This is a genomic window from Streptomyces sp. NPDC034099 (assembly GCF_055575415.1).
Genome location: NZ_JBVISR010000004.1, coordinates 43836 through 63760, shown reverse-complemented (window position 1 = coordinate 63760; position 19925 = coordinate 43836). Strand labels below are relative to the sequence as shown.

At 72.5% G+C, this 19925-nt stretch carries 20 protein-coding genes; 16 read left to right on the top strand and 4 right to left on the bottom strand.

Features of this window, described 5'->3' with window-relative positions; translation table 11 throughout:
* Nucleotides 1-22: 22 nt before the first annotated feature.
* Nucleotides 23-1174: an NADH-quinone oxidoreductase subunit D gene (locus ACZ56V_RS12605; RefSeq protein WP_398918271.1), complete on the top strand. Its 1152-nt coding sequence runs from the start codon at nucleotides 23-25 to the stop codon at nucleotides 1172-1174.
* Here the strand turns inward: ACZ56V_RS12605 and ACZ56V_RS12600 are convergent.
* Nucleotides 1139-2227 carry an SAM-dependent methyltransferase gene (locus ACZ56V_RS12600; protein WP_468941753.1) on the bottom strand — a complete coding sequence of 363 codons (1089 nt, stop codon included), beginning with the start codon at nucleotides 2225-2227 and terminating at the stop codon, nucleotides 1139-1141. The two genes, ACZ56V_RS12605 and ACZ56V_RS12600, sit on opposite strands and share 36 nt — an antisense overlap.
* Before the next feature lie 118 nt (nucleotides 2228-2345).
* On the opposite strand from ACZ56V_RS12600, the gene ACZ56V_RS12595 reads away from it, so the two are divergent.
* From ACZ56V_RS12595 to ACZ56V_RS12585, 3 genes are read left to right on the top strand one after another with little or no spacing between them, the layout of a single operon-like run.
* On the top strand, nucleotides 2346-3551 hold the full coding sequence (locus ACZ56V_RS12595) for a sensor histidine kinase (RefSeq protein ID WP_398918274.1): 1206 nt from the start codon (nucleotides 2346-2348) through the stop codon (nucleotides 3549-3551).
* Nucleotides 3552-3607: 56 nt separating this feature from the next.
* Nucleotides 3608-4282, top strand: a complete 675-nt coding sequence (locus tag ACZ56V_RS12590; protein ID WP_398918276.1) for a response regulator — start codon at nucleotides 3608-3610, stop codon at nucleotides 4280-4282.
* Between the two features lie 44 nt (nucleotides 4283-4326).
* On the top strand, nucleotides 4327-4950 hold the full coding sequence (locus ACZ56V_RS12585; protein WP_468941749.1) for an AAA family ATPase: 624 nt from the start codon (nucleotides 4327-4329) through the stop codon (nucleotides 4948-4950).
* A 30-nt stretch (nucleotides 4951-4980) separates the two neighbouring features.
* Here the strand turns inward: ACZ56V_RS12585 and ACZ56V_RS12580 are convergent, their stop codons facing one another.
* The gene (locus ACZ56V_RS12580; protein WP_468941745.1) at nucleotides 4981-6087 is read right to left on the bottom strand and encodes a DUF5937 family protein; all 1107 of its coding nucleotides are present in this window, start codon (nucleotides 6085-6087) and stop codon (nucleotides 4981-4983) included.
* 172 nt (nucleotides 6088-6259) lie between these two features.
* Here ACZ56V_RS12580 and ACZ56V_RS12575 point away from each other — a divergent pair, with 172 nt between their 5' ends.
* Complete coding sequence (locus ACZ56V_RS12575; protein WP_398918282.1) at nucleotides 6260-6475, top strand: hypothetical protein; 216 nt, start codon at nucleotides 6260-6262, stop codon at nucleotides 6473-6475.
* Nucleotides 6476-6493: 18 nt separating this feature from the next.
* Here ACZ56V_RS12575 and ACZ56V_RS12570 read toward each other — a convergent pair whose 3' ends face one another.
* Nucleotides 6494-7678 (bottom strand): threonine aldolase family protein, encoded by a 1185-nt coding sequence (locus ACZ56V_RS12570; protein WP_468941742.1) that lies wholly within the window; start codon nucleotides 7676-7678, stop codon nucleotides 6494-6496.
* A 201-nt stretch (nucleotides 7679-7879) separates the two neighbouring features.
* On the opposite strand from ACZ56V_RS12570, the gene ACZ56V_RS12565 reads away from it, so the two are divergent.
* The 10 genes from ACZ56V_RS12565 (at nucleotide 7880) to ACZ56V_RS12520 (ending at nucleotide 16208) form a co-directional block, all read left to right on the top strand.
* The gene (locus ACZ56V_RS12565; protein ID WP_468941739.1) at nucleotides 7880-8935 is read left to right on the top strand and encodes a Rossmann-like and DUF2520 domain-containing protein; all 1056 of its coding nucleotides are present in this window, start codon (nucleotides 7880-7882) and stop codon (nucleotides 8933-8935) included.
* Complete coding sequence (gene panC, locus ACZ56V_RS12560; RefSeq protein ID WP_467384688.1) at nucleotides 8932-9942, top strand: pantoate--beta-alanine ligase; 1011 nt, start codon at nucleotides 8932-8934, stop codon at nucleotides 9940-9942. The genes ACZ56V_RS12565 and panC overlap by 4 nt, the downstream gene beginning before the upstream one ends.
* Complete coding sequence (locus tag ACZ56V_RS12555) at nucleotides 9939-11672, top strand: L-aspartate oxidase (RefSeq protein WP_468941736.1); 1734 nt, start codon at nucleotides 9939-9941, stop codon at nucleotides 11670-11672. Before panC ends, ACZ56V_RS12555 begins: the two co-directional genes overlap by 4 nt.
* A 4-nt stretch (nucleotides 11673-11676) precedes the next feature.
* On the top strand, nucleotides 11677-12666 hold the full coding sequence (nadC, locus tag ACZ56V_RS12550) for a carboxylating nicotinate-nucleotide diphosphorylase (protein ID WP_468941733.1): 990 nt from the start codon (nucleotides 11677-11679) through the stop codon (nucleotides 12664-12666).
* 5 nt (nucleotides 12667-12671) lie between these two features.
* Nucleotides 12672-13469: a type III pantothenate kinase gene (locus ACZ56V_RS12545; RefSeq protein ID WP_003975453.1), complete on the top strand. Its 798-nt coding sequence runs from the start codon at nucleotides 12672-12674 to the stop codon at nucleotides 13467-13469.
* A gap of 244 nt (nucleotides 13470-13713) precedes the next feature.
* Nucleotides 13714-14352, top strand: coding sequence for a hypothetical protein (locus tag ACZ56V_RS12540; protein WP_398918291.1), 639 nt, complete (start codon nucleotides 13714-13716; stop codon nucleotides 14350-14352).
* 23 nt (nucleotides 14353-14375) lie between these two features.
* Nucleotides 14376-14555, top strand: a complete 180-nt coding sequence (locus ACZ56V_RS12535) for a hypothetical protein (protein ID WP_104632024.1) — start codon at nucleotides 14376-14378, stop codon at nucleotides 14553-14555.
* A 145-nt stretch (nucleotides 14556-14700) separates the two neighbouring features.
* Nucleotides 14701-15099 carry a BlaI/MecI/CopY family transcriptional regulator gene (locus ACZ56V_RS12530; RefSeq protein WP_356370563.1) on the top strand — a complete coding sequence of 133 codons (399 nt, stop codon included), beginning with the start codon at nucleotides 14701-14703 and terminating at the stop codon, nucleotides 15097-15099.
* Nucleotides 15100-15108: 9 nt separating this feature from the next.
* Complete coding sequence (locus tag ACZ56V_RS12525) at nucleotides 15109-15618, top strand: amino-acid N-acetyltransferase (protein WP_030404798.1); 510 nt, start codon at nucleotides 15109-15111, stop codon at nucleotides 15616-15618.
* Between the two features lie 254 nt (nucleotides 15619-15872).
* Complete coding sequence (locus tag ACZ56V_RS12520) at nucleotides 15873-16208, top strand: histone-like nucleoid-structuring protein Lsr2 (protein WP_003975458.1); 336 nt, start codon at nucleotides 15873-15875, stop codon at nucleotides 16206-16208.
* Here ACZ56V_RS12520 and ACZ56V_RS12515 read toward each other — a convergent pair whose 3' ends face one another.
* Nucleotides 16209-16919 carry an SCO3374 family protein gene (locus ACZ56V_RS12515; protein ID WP_468941728.1) on the bottom strand — a complete coding sequence of 237 codons (711 nt, stop codon included), beginning with the start codon at nucleotides 16917-16919 and terminating at the stop codon, nucleotides 16209-16211.
* Nucleotides 16920-17360: 441 nt separating this feature from the next.
* Here ACZ56V_RS12515 and ACZ56V_RS12510 point away from each other — a divergent pair, with 441 nt between their 5' ends.
* Complete coding sequence (locus ACZ56V_RS12510) at nucleotides 17361-19889, top strand: ATP-dependent Clp protease ATP-binding subunit (protein ID WP_052843546.1); 2529 nt, start codon at nucleotides 17361-17363, stop codon at nucleotides 19887-19889.
* Nucleotides 19890-19925: the final 36 nt, after the last annotated feature.

Here is a 19925-nt window from a genome sequence, read left to right as displayed (position 1 = left end):
GTACGTAGGGGAGACTGTGTTCATGACTCCTACGACGGAGACCACGGTCGGAATCGGCGGTGCCGCGGAGAGCACCGACATGGTGCTCAACATCGGGCCCCAGCACCCGTCCACCCACGGCGTGCTGCGGCTCAAGCTGGTTCTGGACGGCGAGCGCATCACGAGCGCGGAGCCGGTGATCGGCTACATGCACCGCGGCGCGGAGAAGCTGTTCGAGGCCCGTGACTACCGTCAGATCATCATGCTGGCCAACCGCCACGACTGGCTGTCGGCCTTCTCCAACGAGCTGGGCGTCGTCCTCGCCGTCGAGCGGATGCTCGGCATGGAGGTCCCCACGCGCGCGGTGTGGACGCGGACGCTGCTCGCCGAGCTGAACCGGGTGCTGAACCACCTGATGTTCCTCGGGTCGTACCCGCTGGAGCTGGGCGGCATCACCCCGGTCTTCTACGCCTTCCGGGAGCGGGAGGTCCTCCAGAACGTGATGGAGGAGGTCTCCGGCGGGCGCATGCACTACATGTTCAACCGCGTCGGCGGTCTCAAGGAGGACCTCCCGGCGGGCTGGACCACGCGCGCGCGTGCCGCCGTCGCCGCCGTGCGCTCGCGCATGGACGTCTTCGACGACCTGGTGCTCGGCAACGAGATCTTCCGGGGGCGTACGCGCGGAGTGGGCGTCCTGAGCGCCGGGGCCGTGCACGCCTACGGCGTCAGCGGGCCGATCGCGCGCGCCTCCGGCGTCGACTTCGACCTGCGCCGCGACGAGCCGTACCTGGCCTACGGCGAACTCCAGGACACCCTCAAGGTCGTCACCCGTACCGAGGGCGACTGCCTGGCCCGCTTCGAGTGCCTCCTGGAGCAGACGCACAACGCCCTCGACCTCGCCGACGTCTGCCTGGACCGCCTCGCCGGGCTGGCGCCGGGGCCGGTGAACCAGCGGCTCCCGAAGGTGCTGAAGGCGCCCGAGGGCCACACGTACGCCTGGACCGAGAACCCGCTCGGCATCAACGGCTACTACCTGGTCAGCAAGGGCGAGAAGACCCCGTACCGGCTGAAGCTGCGCTCGGCGTCGTACAACAACATCCAGGCGCTGGCGGACCTGCTGCCCGGGACGCTGGTCGCGGACATGGTGGCGATCCTGGGGTCACTGTTCTTCGTGGTCGGCGACATCGACAAGTAGCGCGGCGGCGTCGAGGGCGCCCACCGGCTGGAGCAGCCACCAGAAGTCGCCCAGGCCGCCCGCAGCGGTCAGCTCGGCGGCCTGGGAGGCGCTCGCGAGGGCGCGCACGTACGCCGCCGGGTCGGTGGAGGCCAGCGCGAGCGGGGGGCGTGCGCCGGTGACGCCGAGGGCGTGCAGGGCTTCGCGCTGGGGGCGCATGAGCGCATCCGGGGGCGCGTGCCCCGGAGTGCACCTCGCGGTGTGGGCGGCCGCGCACGCGTCCAGTGCCACGTGTGCGGTGATGTCGCACGACCCGTCGGGCACCGGCTCCGTCTCCCGCCCCTGCCGGAAGCCCGTGAGCGTCCCGAACGGGGGGCGGGCGGCCACGGTGTGCGCGTAGTCGGCGGCCACCGCGAGCCCGGCGTCCAGCGCCGCCACGGCCGACGCCCAGGCCGCGTCGCGGGGAAGCCCGATCTCCGCCCGCAGCCCCTCCTCGCCGGTCAGCGGCCACCACCGGGCCAGCCACTCTGCCTCCGCCCCGGCCACCGGCTCCCCGAGCCGCTGCGCCCCGTCGCCCCGTACGAGCACCCGGCGCGCCACGCCCGCGGCGTCCACCTCCGCCACCTCCACCGGCACGTTGTCCAGCCACTCGTTGGCGAACAGCAGCCCGGTGAGGCCGTGCGGCGGCTCGCGGAGCCAACGGATCCGCTGGTCGAGGCCCTCGGGGCGGGCGGCGACCTCGACGGCGTACGCGCGCGTGCGGGCGGCCACCTCGGCGGGCAGGGCCGCCAGCACCCCGGTGACCAGCTCGCCCCGTCCGGCCGCCAGGTCCACGAAGTCCAGCACCGCGGGCCGGCCCAGCGCCTCGTCGACCCGGCACAGCAGCCGCGCCACGGCCCCCGCGAACAGCGGCGACGCGTGCACGGACGTCCGGAAGTGCCCGGCCGGGCCCTCGGGCCCCGCACGGTAGAAGCCCTCCGGTCCGTAGAGGGCCTCGTGCGCGGCCTCCCGCCAGCCGCGCCATTCCTCATGCGTCCCTGGAGACCCGCTGAACCCTGCCGTCCCTGATGTCACAGACCCAGGCTAGGGGCACAGAAGAGCGGAGCCTCCACCTTGGGGAGTATGCGCGGACGATGCGGATCGGCCCTCCGGTTGACCCCTGCACCTATTCCACTTCCCTACGCTGGGTTACGTGCAGCGCCTCTACGACTTCCTCCGCAGACACCCGACCGGTGTCGACTCCTTCTGGGCCCTCGTCGTGCTCGGAATCTCCCTGGTGTCCTCGGCGACCCCGGGGACGCGGGCGGACGGGACGGACAACGTGGCGCTGATCGTCCCCTTCGTGGTGCTGCTCAGTCTCGTGATCGCGCTGCGCCAGCGGGCGCCGGAGAGGATGCTGCTGCTCGCCGTCGCACTCGGCGTGGGGCAGCTGGTCTTCGACGTCTCGACGATGCCCGCCGACTTCGCCTTCCTGGTGATCATCTACACCGTGGCCGCGACCGGCGCCCGCTGGGCCTCCCGGACCGCGCTGGCCACCGGCCTGTGCGCGGCGCCCCTGGCCCAGCTGCGCTGGTCCGACAGCGAGCTGGGCATGGGCACCACCATCGCCGTGACCGTCTTCCAGGCGGTCCCCTTCGCCCTCGCCTGGGTGCTCGGCGACTCCATCCGCACCCGGCGCGCGTACTTCGCGCAGCTGGAGGAGCGCGCGACCCGGCTGGAGAAGGAGCGCGAGGCACAGGCCAAGGTCGCGGTCGCCGCCGAGCGCGCCCGGATCGCACGCGAGCTGCACGACGTCGTCGCGCACAACGTCTCCGTCATGGTGGTGCAGGCCGACGGCGCCGCCTACGTCCTGGACGCGGCGCCCGACCAGGCGAAGAAGGCCCTGGAGACGATCTCCTCCACCGGCCGGCAGGCGCTCGCGGAGATGCGCCGCCTGCTCGGCGTGCTGCGCACCGGCGAGCACAAGGAGGCCGGGGAGTACGTTCCGCAGCCCGACGTCGAGCAGATCGAGGACCTCGTCGAGCAGTGCCGCACCTCGGGGCTGCCGGTCGACTTCAAGGTCGAGGGCACCCCCCGGCAGCTGCCCAGCGGAGTGGAGCTGACCGCATACCGCATCGTGCAGGAGGCGCTGACCAACACGCGCAAGCACGGCGGCGAGAACGCGGGCGCGAGCGTGCGCCTGGTCTACTTCGACGACGGGCTCGGACTGCTCGTCGAGGACGACGGCAAGGGCGCCCCGCACGAGTTGTACGAGGAGGGCGGCTTCGACGGCCAGGGCCACGGGCTGATCGGCATGCGGGAGCGGATCGGGATGGTCGGCGGAACCCTGGACGCGGGCCCGCGCCCGGGCGGAGGATTCCGCGTCAGTGCGTTGCTGCCGTTGAAACCCTCGCCCTGACCACCGCGCCCCCACGCACGTACGACGTTGACACCTGTAAGGAAGATGAGGCCCCGATGGCGATCCGCGTGATGCTCGTCGACGACCAGGTGCTGCTGCGCACCGGGTTCCGGATGGTGCTGGCGGCCCAGCCGGACATGGAGGTCGTCGCGGAGGCGGGCGACGGCGTCGAGGCGCTCCAGGTGCTGCGCTCGACCGCCGTGGACGTCGTCCTGATGGACGTCCGCATGCCCAAGCTCGACGGCGTGGAGACCACCAGCCGGATCTGCGTGGACCCGGACGCGCCGAAGGTGCTGATCCTGACCACCTTCGACCTCGACGAGTACGCGTTCTCGGCGCTGAAGGCGGGCGCTTCCGGCTTCATGCTCAAGGACGTGCCGCCCGGCGAGCTGCTCGCCGCGATCCGCTCCGTGCACAGCGGCGACGCGGTGGTCGCGCCCTCCACCACCCGGCGGCTCCTGGACCGGTTCGCGCCGATGCTGCCGGCCACCGGACAGGAGCCCCGGCAGAAGGAGCTCCAGCGGCTCACCGAGCGGGAGCGCGAGGTGATGGTGCTGGTGGCCCAGGGCATGTCCAACGGCGAGATCGCGGCGCGGCTCGTGCTGTCGGAGGCGACCGTCAAGACGCACGTGGGCCGCATCCTGACGAAGCTGGGCCTGCGCGACCGCGTGCAGGTGGTGGTCCTCGCCTACGAGACCGGGCTGGTGCGGGCCGGCGGCAGACAGGGCTGACGGGCCGGCCTGTGCGGAGGGCTGCGCGTCGGTAGGGTCTGCGCATGCTTCTGTGGATCAACGGCCCTTTCGGGGGCGGGAAAACGCAGACCGCGCACGAGATACGGCGCCGACTGCCCGGCAGCGTCGTCTGCGACCCCGAGCACGCCGGTTTCGGTCTGCGCCGCATGCTGCCGCCCGAACTGCGGCAGGACTTCCAGGACCTGGTCTCCTGGCGGCAGGGGGTCGTGGAGGTGCTGGACCTGGCCCTCACCGGACACGACGGCGTCGTCATCGTGCCCATGACGGTCACCGACTCCGGGTACTTCGCCGAGACCGTCGGCCGGCTGCGCGAACTGGGCCACGACGTCCACCACTTCACCCTCCTCGCCGAACGCGAGACCGTCCTGGGGCGGCTGCGTGAGCGCCGCCTCGGACAGTCCCTGCGGTACGTGACGGGGAGGCCGCGCCGGGAGAACTGGGCCGTGCGACAGCTCGACCACTGCCTGGAGCGGCTGGCCGAGCCGGAGTTCGCCGAGCACCTGTGGACGGACCACACGACCGTCCCGAAGACCGCCGACCGCATCGCCGTCCTCGCGGGCCTCACCCTGAAGCCCAACCACGAGGGCACGCTGCGCACCCGGATGCGGCAGGCGGGGGTCGGCATCCGGCACATCCGGCTCGACTGACGGCACCGTCCGGGTCGGCCGACGCACCCCCTAGCGCAAAATCCCCTCCAGGAAGTCGCTGCCCAGACGGGCCACCACCGTGACGTCCAGCTGGTGCAGGACGTACCGGCCGCGGCGCCGGGTGGTGATCAGTCCGGCCTTCTTCAGCACGCCCAGGTGCCGGGATATCTCCGGGGCCGTCATGCCGTGCGCCTGAGCCAGCTCGCTCGTGGTGTACGCGCTGCGGGCCAGGTGCCGGCAGATCCGCATCCGCACCGGGTGGGACAGCGCGGTCATCCGCAGGGTGAGCTGCTCGACCGAGGGCGGCGAGGCCAGCTCGGGGGAGCCCACCGGGTAGTGCAGCACCGGCTGCCAGTCGTGCCGGTGCAGGACCATCAGGTGCGGCCAGCCCAGGCTGGTCGGGACCAGCAGCAGGCCGCCGTCCGCCGTCGCCGAACGCCCGTCGCCCAGCTTGTCGACGATGATCCGCGCGGCGCCCTCGTCCAGCGTCACCGCCGGGGACACGGCGGCCAGCGCCTCGGCGAGGCCCTTGTGGCGCAGCAGATCCGTCTTGTGACGGGCGTCCGCCGCGAGCTGGTGGCGCAGCCGGGACCAGGCCTCCGCGAAGAACGCGTCGTCGCAGTCCCGCGCGAACTGCCGCAGCCAGTCCCGGATCCGCGGCGGATCGGCCAGCAGCCGCTCGCTGAAACGCAGCTGCTGCGGTCCCCGCGCGGCGGCCAGGTCCAGCGCGCGCCGGCGCACCTCCAGGTCGTCCAGCGCCGAGACCCCACCGGTGCTGTACGGCAGCGCGCAGGTGAACTCCAGGGCCGCGTCGACGAACTGCTCGTCGGACAGCTTGTCGAGCAGGTCCAGGTCCTCGGCGAGGGTGGCGCCGGGCAGGGTGCTGCGGCCCGGCACCCCGGCGAACGGCATGAACAGGTCCGAGAAGGTCGTCCGCCACAGGAAGTCGGCCTCGCACATCCGGTCGGCCAGATGCGAGTCGAGCCGGGCCGTCACACCGGTCGCCCAGCCCTGCAACCCGGGGTGGTGCCCCGGCTCGGACAGCGCGTGCAGCGCCATGCCCAGCTCGGCCAGCGGGGAGGGCACGACGGCGACCCTCTCCGGCCGCAGCCCCGTGATGTCGATGCGCACGCTCATGCCCCCATGGTGCACGCCGCCACCGACAACGCGGCCGCCGATTGACCGCCGCCGTCAATCGGCGCGACCGCGCGCGCGGACCGGAGCAGTCTGGGGTCATCGGGGCAGCCGCGGTGCCCCTCCCTCCCTCACGTTCCCGACGTTCGCGTCTCGACGCCGAAGGCGATCCGCCATGAGCATCACGCAGCAGTACCTGCTCGACACCTACCGTGCCCGGCAGCTCGGCGAGCCCGCGCCGCCCGCGCCCGGCACCCACGACCGGCGGGTCGTGCGCGAGTGGCGCGACCGCCGCCGGTTCCGGGCCGTGCTCGCCGGCCGCCCCGCGCGGGGCCGGGTACGGCGGGCCCTGCGCCGGTGGTGGTCCCTGTGGCCGCGCGCCCTGGGCTGACCGGCCGGGCGTCCCGCGTCAGGCCGTCAGCCGGGCGGCGAAGTCGTCGACGGCGGCCCGCACGTCGTCGGCCGTCCACTCCAGGCCCGACTCGCCCACCGAGACCTCGGTGAGGGCGATCCCGGGACCGGCCGCGTTCCAGGGCTGGGAGAACAGCATCGTCCCGGTCTCCTCGGCCTGCCGCAGCGCGGTCTCACCGGCCACCTCGGGGTCGCAGGGCAGCCAGACCTGGAACTCGTGCGTGTGCGGCACCTCCGGGTGCACCCGCGCCCACGGCAGCCCGGTCGCCGCCAGTGCCTCGCGCAGCGCGGCCGCCACCACGCGCGCGTGGGCCACGTACGCGGGCAGCCGGGGAAGCTCGCGCTCCAGGCCGGCCAGGGCGGACAGCACCGTGGGGAACTGCTGGAAGACCTGGCCGCCGTACCGGTGCCGCCAGGCCTTCGCCTCCTCGACCAGCGTCCGGGGACCGGCCAGGGCAGCGCCGCCGTAGCCCTTGAGGGACTTGTAGAACGAGACGTACACGCTGTCCGCCAGGCCCGCGATCTCGGTCAGGGGGCGGCCGAAGTGGACGGTGCACTCCCACAGGCGTGCCCCGTCGAAGTGCACCACCGCGTCGCGCTCCCGGGCGGCCTCGACGACCTCGGTGAGCTCCTCCCAGGTGGGCAGCAGATACCCGGCCTCCCTGAGCGGCAGTTCCAGCATCAGCGCCCCGAACGGCTCCTCGAAGTCGCGCACCTCGTCGGCGGTCGGCTGCCGCGGCGCGTCGGTCAGCCGTACCGGACGCAGGCCGCCGACCCGGCTGAAGGCGTCGCGCTCGTGCACCTCGGGATGGCCGAGCCCGTGCAGGGCGACGACCGGGTTGCCGGTGCGGCCCGCCCAGCAGCGCAGGGCCACCTGCTGGGCCATGGTCCCGGTCGGGAAGAAGGCGGCGGCCTCGGTGCCGAGCAGGGCGGCGGTCCTCTCCTCCAGGGCCGCCACGATGCCGTTGCCGTAGAGGTCGGACGGCTCGTCGAGGTCGTACAGCTCTTCCGCCCCGTCCAGCAGGGCGAGGCGCTCGCGCAGGGTCGTGATGAAGCCCGGGCGGGCGAGTACGCGCCGCGCACCGCGCAGGGCGGCCACGCGCCGCTCCCGGCCGCGCTCGTTCCGCCGTGCCTCCGGCTCCGCCGGTTCCGCCTGTTCGTCTTGCTCTGCCGTGTCGCTCATGCCGGGATCATGTCGCGCGGACCGCCCGCCGGACACCCCGGTTTCTCCACAGGTTCCGACACGCGGCCGCGATGTGCGCCCCGGCACCGCACGGAAACCCACAGCCTGTGGACAACCGGACGTCGCCCGGACCGATCGCGTTAACATGACGAGAAATCGTCCGGTACCCCGAGCGGACTGGAACGGGAAGGCCGCCGTCGCGTGAACACAACCCCACAGCCAGACCCCAAGGACCGCCCCGCGCGGCTCACCGTAGGCGTCGTCGGCGCCGGACGGGTGGGCCCGGCCCTGGCCGCGTCCCTCCAGCTCGCCGGGCACCGCCCGGTGGCCGTCTCCGGGGTCTCCGACGCCTCCAGGAGGCGTGCCGCCGCCCTCCTGCCCGACGTGCCGCTCACGACGCCCGCGGAGGTCCTCCAGCGCGCCGAACTGGTCCTGCTGACCGTCCCCGACGACGCCCTGCCCGGCCTGGTGACCGGGCTCGCCGAGACCGGGGCGGTCCGTCCGGGCCAGCTGCTGGTGCACACGTCCGGGCGGTACGGCGCGAGGGTCCTGGATCCCGCGCTGCGCGCCGGCGCCCTGCCGCTGGCCCTGCACCCGGCGATGACCTTCACCGGCACCCCGGTGGACGTCCAGCGCCTGGCCGGCTGCTCCTTCGGCGTCACCGCGCCCGAGGAGCTGCGGCTGGCCGCCGAGGCCCTGGTCATCGAGATGGGCGGCGAGCCGGAGTGGATCGCCGAGGACCGGCGCCCGCTCTACCACGCGGCGCTGGCCCTGGGCTCCAACCACCTGATCACCCTGGTCGCCCAGTCCATGGAGCTGCTGCGCACGGCCGGCGTGGCGGCCCCCGACCGGATGCTCGGCCCGCTGCTCGGCGCCTCCCTCGACAACGCCCTGCGCTCCGGCGACGCGGCCCTCACCGGCCCCGTCGCGCGCGGGGACGCGGGCACGGTCGCCGCGCACATCGTGGAGCTGCGCGCGCACGCCCCCCAGGCCGTCGCCGGCTACCTGGCGATGGCCCGCGCGACCGCCGACCGCGCCCTGGACCACGGGCTGCTGAAGGCCGAACTCGCCGAGGACCTGCTCGGGGTACTCGCCGACGGAGCCACGGGAGCCACCAGCGGCACCGGAGCCACCGGCGGGCATGCCCCGGACGGAAACCCCGGCACCGAAGGCCCCGACGGAAACCCCGGCACCGAAGGCCCCGACGGAACCCCCGGCCCCGAGGGCCCCGAAGGCACCGACGGAGGCGCCCGATGACCACCACCCCGCCCGACCTGCTCCGCACCGCCGACGAGCTGCACGCGCGCGTACGGCGCGGCCGCCGGGCCGTCGTGATGACCATGGGCGCCCTGCACGAGGGCCACGCCACCCTGATCCGCACGGCGCGCGACCTCGCGGGCCCCGACGGCGAGGTCGTCGTCACGGTCTTCGTGAACCCCCTCCAGTTCGGCGCCGGCGAGGACCTCGACCGCTACCCGCGCACCCTGGACGCGGACGTCGAGATCGCCGGGCGGGCGGGCGCCGACGCCGTCTTCGCCCCCGCGGTCGACGAGGTCTACCCGGGCGGCGAGCCCCAGGTGCGCATCACCGCGGGACCCATGGGAGAACGCCTGGAGGGCGCCTCCCGCCCCGGCCACTTCGACGGCATGCTCACCGTCGTCGCCAAGCTGCTCCACCTCACCCGCCCCGACCTCGCCCTCTACGGCCAGAAGGACGCCCAGCAGCTCGCGCTGATCCGCCGCATGGTCCGCGACCTGAACTTCGGCGTGGAGATCGTCGGCGTCCCCACCGTGCGCGAGGAGGACGGCCTGGCCCTGTCCAGCCGCAACCGCTACCTCTCGACGGCGGAACGCCGTACCGCCCTCGCCCTCTCGCAGGCGCTCTTCGCCGGCCAGGACCGGCACGCCGCCCAGGAGGCGCTCCGCGCGCGGGCCCGCGAAGTGCCCGCCACCCGGGCACGTGCAGAGGCGCTGGGCGCCCTGGGCGAGTCCCGCGCGGCGGCCGACGCGCACGCCGTCGCCACGTCCGCGCCCGGCAGCGCCACGGCCGTCCGGGACGCCGCCCGCCTGGTGCTGGACGACGCCGCCCGCGCCACCCCGCCCCTGGAGCTGGACTACCTCGCCCTGGTCGACCCCGCCGACTTCACCGAGATCGGCGACGACCACACCGGCGAGGCCGTTCTCGCCGTCGCCGCCCGGGTCGGCGCGACCCGCCTGATCGACAACGTCCACCTCACCTTCGGACCCCTCGGAGCCGCCTCGTGACCAGCACAGGCATACGACTGCACGCCCCCGCGCCCGGCTGGGCCATCGCCGCCGACGTGGTGGTCGTCGGCTCCGGCGTCGCGGGCCTCACCGCGGCCCTGCGCTGCGAGGCCGCCGGTCTGCGGACCGTGGTCGTCACCAAGGCCCGCCTGGACGACGGCTCCACCCGCTGGGCGCAGGGCGGCGTCGCCGCGGCCCTCGGCGAGGGTGACACCCCCGAGCAGCACCTGGACGACACCCTGGTCGCCGGCGCCGGTCTGTGCGACGCGGAAGCGGTCCGCATCCTGGTCACCGAGGGCCCCGACGCCGTACGCCGGCTCATCGAGACCGGCGCGCACTTCGACGAGTCCACCGAGGGCGGCCTGGCGCTCACCCGCGAGGGCGGCCACCACCGCCGCCGCATCGCCCACGCGGGAGGCGACGCCACCGGCGCCGAGATCTCCCGCGCCCTGGTGGAGGCGGTACGCGCGCGCGGGCTGCGCACGATCGAGAACGCCCTCGTCCTCGACCTCCTCATGGACGCCGACGGCCGCACCGCCGGCGTCACCCTGCACGTCATGGGCGAGGGTCAGCACGACGGCGTCGGGGCGGTCCACGCTCCCGCTGTCGTCCTCGCCACCGGCGGCATGGGCCAGGTCTTCTCGGCGACCACGAACCCCGCCGTCTCCACGGGCGACGGCGTGGCCCTCGCCCTCCGCGCGGGTGCCGAGGTCAGCGACCTCGAGTTCGTGCAGTTCCACCCCACGGTCCTCTTCCTGGGCCCGGACGCCGAGGGCCAGCAGCCCCTGGTCTCCGAGGCGGTGCGCGGCGAGGGCGCCCACCTGGTGGACGCGGACGGCGTGCGCTTCATGCTGGGACAGCACGAACTCGCCGAACTCGCCCCCCGCGACGTCGTCGCCAAGGGCATCACGCGCCGCATGCAGGAGCAGGGCACCGAGCACGTGTACCTGGACGCGCGCCACTTCGGCGCCGACATGTGGGAGCGCCGCTTCCCGACGATCCTCGCCGCCTGCCGCGCCCACGGCATCGACCCGGTCACGGAGCCGATCCCCGTCGCGCCGGCCGCCCACCACGCCTCGGGCGGCGTCCGCACCGACGACCACGGCCGTACGACGGTCCCCGGCCTGTACGCGTGCGGCGAGGCCGCCTGCACCGGGGTGCACGGCGCCAACCGCCTGGCCTCCAACTCCCTCCTGGAAGGCCTCGTCTACGCAGAACGCATCGCCGCCGACGTAGCGGCCGGCCACTCCGAGGGCACCCTCCACGCGCGCGTACCCGCCCCCCTCCCGCACCCGTACCACCCGGAACACCCCCTCCTCCCGCCCGAGGCCCGCCTCGCCATCCAGCGGATCATGACGGAGGGCGCCGGCATCCTGCGCTCGGACGACTCCCTCACGCGCGCGGCCGACCTGCTGCACGGCCTGCACACCGAGGCCCGCGAGGCCCTGCAGGAGAACGGCAAGACGTCCGAGCCGGGCGTCGACACCTGGGAGGCCACCAACCTCCTGTGCGTGGCCCGGGTCCTGGTGGCCGCGGCGGCACGGCGCGAGGAGACCCGCGGCTGCCACTGGCGCGAGGACCACGCGGACCGCGACGACACGACGTGGCGCCGCCACATCGTCGTACGGCTGAACCCGGACCGCACCCTCGCCGTGCACACCACGGACACGCCAGAATTCCCCCCGACCGTCCACGGCGCCCAGCCGACGCACCGTCCCCAGGAGCAGTGACCCAGTGAACCCCTCCGACCCCAACGAACTCCCCCTCGCCTCCACCGGGGGCTGCGGCGACGGCTGTGCCTGCGGCGCGGACACCGAAGAAGACACCTACATGGAGTGCGGGCTCGACCCGGCCCTCGCGGCGCTCCTGCTGGACTCCGGACTCGACCCGGTCGAGGTCGAGGACATCGCGAACGTCGCCATCCAGGAGGACCTGGCGGGCGGCGTGGACGTGACGACCGTCGCGACCATTCCCGAGGACGCCGTGGCGACCGCCGACTTCACCGCACGCGAGGCGGGCGTCGTGGCCGGTCTCCGGGTCGCCGAGGCGGTGCTGTCGATCGTCTGCACGGACGAGTTCGAGGTGGAGCGCCACGTCGAGGACGGCGACCGCGTGGAGGAGGGCCAGAAGCTCCTGTCCGTCACCACCCGCACCCGCGACATCCTGACCGCCGAACGCAGCGCGCTGAACCTCCTGTGCCGCATGTCGGGCATCGCGTCGGCCACGCGCGCGTGGGCGGACGCCCTGGACGGCACGAAGACCAGGGTCCGCGACACCCGCAAGACCACTCCCGGGCTGCGCGGCCTGGAGAAGTTCGCGGTCCGCTGCGGCGGCGGCGTCAACCACCGCATGTCCCTCTCGGACGCGGCCCTCGTCAAGGACAACCACGTGGTCGCCGCGGGCGGCGTCGCCGAGGCCTTCAACGCCGTGCGCGAGAGCTTCCCCGACGTGCCCATCGAGGTCGAGGTCGACACCCTGCACCAGCTCCGCGAGGTCCTGGACGCGGGCGCCAACCTGATCCTCCTGGACAACTTCACCCCGGACGAGTGCGAGGAGGCGGTCGCCCTGGTCGCCGGCCGCGCCGCGCTGGAGGCCTCGGGCCGCCTGACCCTCACCAACGCCAAGGCGTACGCGGCCACGGGCGTCGACTACCTGGCCGTGGGCGCCCTCACCCACAGCTCCCCGATCCTGGACATCGGCCTGGACCTGCGAGCGGCGGAGTAGACGCCATGCTGCTGACGATCGACGTAGGCAACACGCACACCGTCCTCGGCCTCTTCGACGGCGAGGACATCGTCGAGCACTGGCGCATCTCCACGGACTCGCGCCGCACGGCCGACGAGCTGGCGGTCCTCCTCCAGGGCCTGATGGGCATGCACCCGCTGCTCGGCGACGAACTGGGCGACGGCATCGACGGCATCGCCATCTGCGCGACGGTCCCCTCTGTCCTGCACGAACTGCGCGAGGTCACCCGCCGCTACTACGGCGACGTCCCCGCGGTCCTGGTCGAACCGGGCGTCAAGACCGGCGTCCCGATCCTCACCGACCACCCCAAGGAGGTCGGCGCCGACCGCATCATCAACGCGGTCGCCGCGGTCGAGCTGTACGGCGGCCCGGCGATCGTCGTGGACTTCGGCACGGCGACGACGTTCGACGCGGTCAGCGCGCGCGGAGAGTACATCGGCGGCGTCATCGCCCCCGGCATCGAGATCTCGGTCGAGGCGCTCGGCGTCAAGGGCGCCCAGCTCCGCAAGATCGAGGTGGCCCGGCCGCGGAGCGTGATCGGCAAGAACACGGTCGAGGCGATGCAGTCCGGCATCGTGTACGGCTTCGCCGGCCAGGTGGACGGCGTCGTCAACCGCATGGCCCGCGAGCTGGCCGACGACCCGGACGACGTGACGGTCATCGCGACGGGCGGACTGGCGCCGATGGTGCTGGGCGAGTCCTCGGTCATCGACGAGCACGAGCCGTGGCTGACGCTGATGGGGCTGCGGCTGGTGTACGAGCGGAACGTGTCCCGCATGTAGGCGCGCCCCGGCGTGGGTGTGGGCGCGCGGGGTGGTGACGCGGCCCGGCGCCGCCGGGGCACCTCCCAGGCCGTTCAGGCCCTGGGGGAGGCGCGACTGCCCGCAGCCACACCGAACCCGAGGCGCTGCGCGCACCCCCACCCGTCCCGCGCAGGCGCCGCAGGCACCCGCATCCGGGTGGGCGCGCACGCCACACCCACGCCCCCTATGCGGGGTTTGTCTGATTAGCGCGTATCGTCGCCGCATGCCCACGCCCTACGGACCCCGCGGCGGCATGGCGTTCGGTGCTCAGGAGCTGCGCGTGCTCCGGCGAGCCCTCGCCCTCGCCCTGAACCCCAGCCCGGTCTCGGCCCAGGAGGCCCAGGACTGCCTCCAACTCGCAGAGTCGCTCGACGAGGCGATGCGGGAGGGGGCCAGACTGCGCGCCTTCCTGGTGGCCGACCTGGCCCGGTACCGCGCCGCCCTCCCCGGCACCGCCACCGGCTACCTCGCGCTCCTGGACGAGGCGCTGGGCGCCGGTCACCGCCCCGGCGCGGACGATCTCGCCGCCCTGGGCGCGCTGCGCGGCAACCCGGCCGCGGCCGCCCTCCTGGCCCGCTGCCGCCCCGAGACGCCCACCGCGGCCACGACGACATCCACGACGTCCACGACGTCCACAGTCACGCTCCCCGCCGCGCGCACCCGCCTCCACGCCCTCCCCGGCGGCCGGCAGCCGGACAAGGACCCCGCGCAGAAGCCCGCCCCGAAGCCGGCCTCCCCCCAGCCCGCCCCGGCCACCCCCAAGCGCCCCGTCCCCACCCCCGGCGAGGTCTTCCCCCGCCGCAAGCCCGCCCCGCCGGCGCCCCCCGCCCCGGGCTCCCGGCACCACCTCGCGGCGGGCTGACGACGCCTGGCTACCCTGGTCCCATGGACTACGTCTCCGCGCTCCTGCCCCCGGCCGTGATGGCCGTCTTCTTCATCGGCGTGATCCGGGTGATCGTGAAGACCCAGGGCGGCGCCAACAAGGCCAAGGAGGACGCGGTCGTCGACGCCGCCCTCGCGCGGGCGGAGGGCACCCGGCAGGCGTCCCCGCAGCCCAAGGCCTGACCGGCCCACACCCCGACGGCCCGACCCCCGTACGGCTCCCACTCCAGGAGCCGTACGCCCCTTTCGTGCCCGTTTTCCGGCGGAAGCGCACGTCGGCACGCGATCGTCCCGATCTCCCACTATCGTTCGAAGCGTGCCTCGCCCATTGGGAGAACTCGAAGACGCGGTCATGACGAGGGTGTGGAAGTGGAACCGCCCCGTGACCGTTCGAGAAGTCCTGGAAGACCTCCAACAGGAACGGTCCATCGCCTACACCACCGTGATGACCGTTTTGGACAATCTCCATCAGAAGGGCTGGGTGCGCCGCGAGTCCGAAGGCCGGGCCTATCGATATGAGGCGGTCTCCACTCGCGCCGCCTACGCCGCCGCCCTCATGAACGACGCCTGGTCCCAGAGCGACAACCCGGCCGCGGCCCTCGTCGCCTTCTTCGGCATGATGAGCGAGGAACAGCGCCGGGCACTCGCAGACGCCATCCGCATCGTGCAGGGACCGGAAACCCCCGCGCCGGGACCCGGCGCGGTACCGGACGGCGGCGAGCGATAGCGTCGCCCCATGCCAAATGCCATCAGCGTCCGGCGGGCCCGCACCAGCGATGTCCCCGACGTACGCCGGCTCCTCGACGCGTACGTCCGTGACCGCATCCTGCTCGACAAAGCGATGGTGACGCTTTACGAGAGCATCCAGGAGTTCTGGGTCGCGGAACGGGACGACAACGCCGAGGTGGTCGGCTGCGGCGCGCTGCACGTGATGTGGGAAGACCTCGCGGAAGTGCGCACTCTCGCCGTGAAGCCCGGTCTGAAGGGCGCGGGCGTCGGCCACAAGCTGCTGGAGAAGTTGCTGGACACGGCGCGCTGGCTCGGTGTTCGCCGCGTTTTCTGTCTGACCTTCGAAGTGGACTTCTTCGGCAAGCACGGCTTCGTGGAGATCGGGGAGACACCGGTCGACACCGATGTGTACGCGGAGCTGCTGCGTTCCTATGACGAGGGTGTTGCGGAGTTCCTGGGGCTCGAACGAGTGAAACCGAACACCTTGGGCAACAGCCGGATGCTTCTGCATCTGTGATCGCCGGGCAGCGCCGGGCGTCCACGGTCCTTCGAGGTTTATTCCACCGACATGCCCTTCACGGGTTCCCTATGTCCGAAACGCGCATGTTTCCGGCCCTGAGTGGGGCTACCGGTCTCCGCCGGGGGTTTGTGTTTTTCCGGCAAAAGCGGTTTGCTTTCCGGCGTACTGCAGTACTGCATATAACAAGGGACGGCGATACGGCGGACGCCGGCGGACTCCCGGCCCTCAAGTTATCGATGAAAGGAAATCCGGTGGCACAGAAGGTTCAGGTCCTTCTTGTCGATGACCTCGACGGCGGCGAGGCAGACGAGACCGTGACGTTCGCACTGGACGGCAAGACCTACGAGATCGACCTCACCACCGCCAACGCGGACAAGCTCCGCGGTCTCCTCGACCCGTACCTGAAGGGTGGCCGCCGTACCGGTGGCCGTGCCTCGGGCGGTCGCGGCAAGGCGCGCGCCGCTTCCGGCGGCAGCCAGGACACCGCGGCGATCCGCGCCTGGGCGAAGGAGAACGGCTGGGACGTCAACGACCGCGGTCGTGTCCCCGCGAAGGTCCGCGAGGCGTACGAGCAGGCCAACGGCTGATCACCCGACCCGCGCCACGGGCCGCGTCCGCGGCGGGCCGCTCGCGGTGAGCCGGACGCGGTGGCACTGCGTGGCCAGCGTGTGGACCAGCCGGGCGAGATCGAGAACGGTCCCGGCACGTCCGGGGACCGACAGCGCCGGCAGCGAGGACTCCACCTCGCGTCCCGGCTCCGGGGGCCGCAGCCATACGGCGGCCCCGTGCAGGCCGTCGCGCTCCGGGGGACGCGGCGGCAGCCCGGCCGGGCCGGACTCCGGGACCGGGGGCGCGTCCATGACGCCGCCCGCCCCGACCGCCGTCAGGTCGAGCGCCAGCGAACCCCACTCCAGCCACTCCAGCAGCCCGGGCAGCTCCTCCGCGGCACCCGCCGCCACGAGCAGCAGCATCCGCCCGCCTTGGACGGCCACCGGGAAACCCGGCACCGGCGCACCCGCACCGGCCTGTCCGGACCGGTCGGCGCACGCCATCCGGTCCATCCGGTCCAGCCGCTCCAGCGTCGCGTACCCCGCGTCGGCCGGCACGTCGAGAACGTCGAAGCGGACGCCCGTGCGCAGCCGCACCGGCTCCCCGGGCGCCGTCGGCCACCCGAGCGCGCTCTCGTACCACCACCGCACCCGCTCCCGTGCCGAGACACCGCTCCCGGTGGGCCGGCGGGGCGACGGCACAACGGGGGACGCGGGAGCGACGGAGACCGGGTGCGAGGCGCCAACCATGCCAAGTGCAACCGTCCGAAGAGCCATCGGGTTACGCTGGGTGTCAATTCGAATGCGCAGAGTACTGGGCGAGGGTGGCAAGAGGGGGCGTGCGGGGGTGCGGGGAGGCGCAAGGTTGTTCGCCCGTAGCGGAGGGAACCGGTGTGCGCGGCATGGAGTGTCCGTCCCAGCGGGTAAGACATCCCTAGTGGGAGGGGGCGACATGCAGATCGGGCCGTCTCGCGTTCGCCATCGGCGTACTGGCGAGTGGGGTAAGTGCCTGGCCTGCGGGAACATCGTCTCGCACCATCGGGTTGTGGCAGATGTCGGCGTCAGGGGTCAGGAGGCCATCGACGGTGTCGGCAGTTGGAATGAGCGGTCCCCGCTTGCGGGACTAAGCTGCGGAAGGACAGGGAGGGGAAGTTCCCCCCACTGCCTGACCGCTCTGAGGAGCGATTAACGATGTTCGAGAGGTTCACCGACCGCGCGCGGCGGGTTGTCGTCCTGGCTCAGGAAGAAGCCCGGATGCTCAACCACAACTACATCGGCACCGAGCACATCCTCCTGGGCCTGATCCACGAGGGTGAGGGTGTCGCCGCCAAGGCCCTTGAGAGCCTCGGGATTTCGCTCGAGGCGGTCCGCCAGCAGGTGGAGGAGATCATCGGCCAGGGCCAGCAGGCCCCGTCCGGCCACATCCCCTTCACCCCCCGTGCCAAGAAGGTTCTGGAGCTGTCGCTCCGCGAGGCCCTCCAGCTGGGTCACAACTACATCGGCACGGAGCACATCCTGCTCGGCCTGATCCGTGAGGGCGAGGGCGTCGCCGCCCAGGTCCTGGTCAAGCTGGGCGCAGATCTGAACCGGGTGCGGCAGCAGGTCATCCAGCTGCTCTCCGGTTACCAGGGCAAGGAGACCGCCACCGCCGGCGGTCCTGCGGAGGGCACCCCCTCCACGTCCCTGGTCCTCGACCAGTTCGGCCGGAACCTCACCCAGGCCGCTCGTGAGTCCAAGCTCGACCCGGTCATCGGGCGCGAGAAGGAGATCGAGCGGGTCATGCAGGTGCTGTCCCGCCGTACGAAGAACAACCCGGTGCTGATCGGTGAGCCCGGCGTCGGCAAGACCGCCGTCGTCGAGGGCCTCGCGCAGGCCATCGTCAAGGGCGAGGTGCCCGAGACCCTCAAGGACAAGCACCTCTACACCCTGGACCTCGGCGCCCTGGTCGCCGGCTCCCGCTACCGCGGTGACTTCGAGGAGCGCCTGAAGAAGGTGCTCAAGGAGATCCGCACCCGCGGCGACATCATCCTGTTCATCGACGAGCTGCACACGCTGGTCGGTGCGGGTGCCGCCGAGGGCGCCATCGACGCCGCGAGCATCCTCAAGCCGATGCTGGCCCGCGGTGAGCTGCAGACCATCGGTGCGACCACGCTGGACGAGTACCGCAAGCACCTGGAGAAGGACGCGGCCCTCGAGCGCCGCTTCCAGCCGATCCAGGTCGCGGAGCCGTCGCTGCCGCACACGATCGAGATCCTCAAGGGTCTGCGCGACCGCTATGAGGCCCACCACCGCGTCTCCATCACGGACGAGGCCCTGGTCCAGGCGGCGACGCTCGCCGACCGCTACATCTCGGACCGCTTCCTGCCGGACAAGGCGATCGACCTGATCGACGAGGCCGGTTCCCGGATGCGCATCCGCCGGATGACCGCGCCGCCGGACCTGCGCGAGTTCGACGAGAAGATCGCCGGTGTCCGCCGCGACAAGGAGTCCGCGATCGACTCGCAGGACTTCGAGAAGGCCGCTTCCCTGCGCGACAAGGAGAAGCAGCTGCTGGCCGCCAAGGCCAAGCGGGAGAAGGAGTGGAAGGCCGGCGACATGGACGTCGTCGCCGAGGTCGACGGCGAGCTGATCGCCGAGGTCCTCGCCACGGCGACGGGCATCCCGGTCTTCAAGCTCACGGAGGAGGAGTCGTCCCGCCTGCTGCGCATGGAGGACGAGCTCCACAAGCGGGTCATCGGCCAGGTCGACGCCGTCAAGGCGCTGTCCAAGGCGATCCGTCGTACCCGGGCCGGTCTGAAGGACCCGAAGCGTCCCGGTGGCTCGTTCATCTTCGCCGGCCCGTCCGGTGTCGGTAAGACCGAGCTGTCCAAGGCGCTGGCGGAGTTCCTCTTCGGTGACGAGGACGCGCTGATCTCCCTCGACATGTCGGAGTTCAGCGAGAAGCACACGGTCTCGCGCCTCTTCGGTTCGCCCCCCGGCTACGTGGGCTACGAGGAGGGCGGCCAGCTGACCGAGAAGGTCCGCCGCAAGCCGTTCTCGGTCGTCCTCTTCGACGAGGTCGAGAAGGCCCACCCGGACATCTTCAACTCGCTGCTGCAGATCCTGGAGGACGGTCGCCTGACCGACTCCCAGGGCCGGGTCGTGGACTTCAAGAACACGGTCATCATCATGACGACCAACCTCGGCACCCGGGACATCTCCAAGGGCTTCAACCTCGGCTTCGCCGCCGCGGGTGACACGAAGTCCAACTACGAGCGCATGAAGAACAAGGTCCAGGACGAGCTGAAGCAGCACTTCCGGCCCGAGTTCCTCAACCGTGTCGACGACGTGGTCGTCTTCCCGCAGCTCAGCCAGGAGGACATCCTGCGGATCGTCGACCTGATGATCCAGAAGGTGGACGAGCGCCTCAAGGACCGGGACATGGGCATCGAGCTGTCCCAGTCCGCGAAGGAGCTGCTGTCCAAGAAGGGTTACGACCCGGTGCTGGGCGCGCGTCCGCTGCGTCGCACGATCCAGCGCGAGGTCGAGGACACGCTGTCGGAGAAGATCCTCTTCGGCGAGCTGCGTCCCGGTCACATCGTGGTCGTGGACACCGAGGGCGAGGGCGACGCCAAGACCTTCACCTTCCGGGGTGAGGAGAAGTCGGCCCTCCCCGACGTCCCGCCGATCGAGCAGGCGGCCGGTGGCGGCGCGGGTCCGAACCTGAGCAAGGAGGCGTAGCCCTCCGGGGGTGAGCCTGGAAAGGGGCTGCCCGGG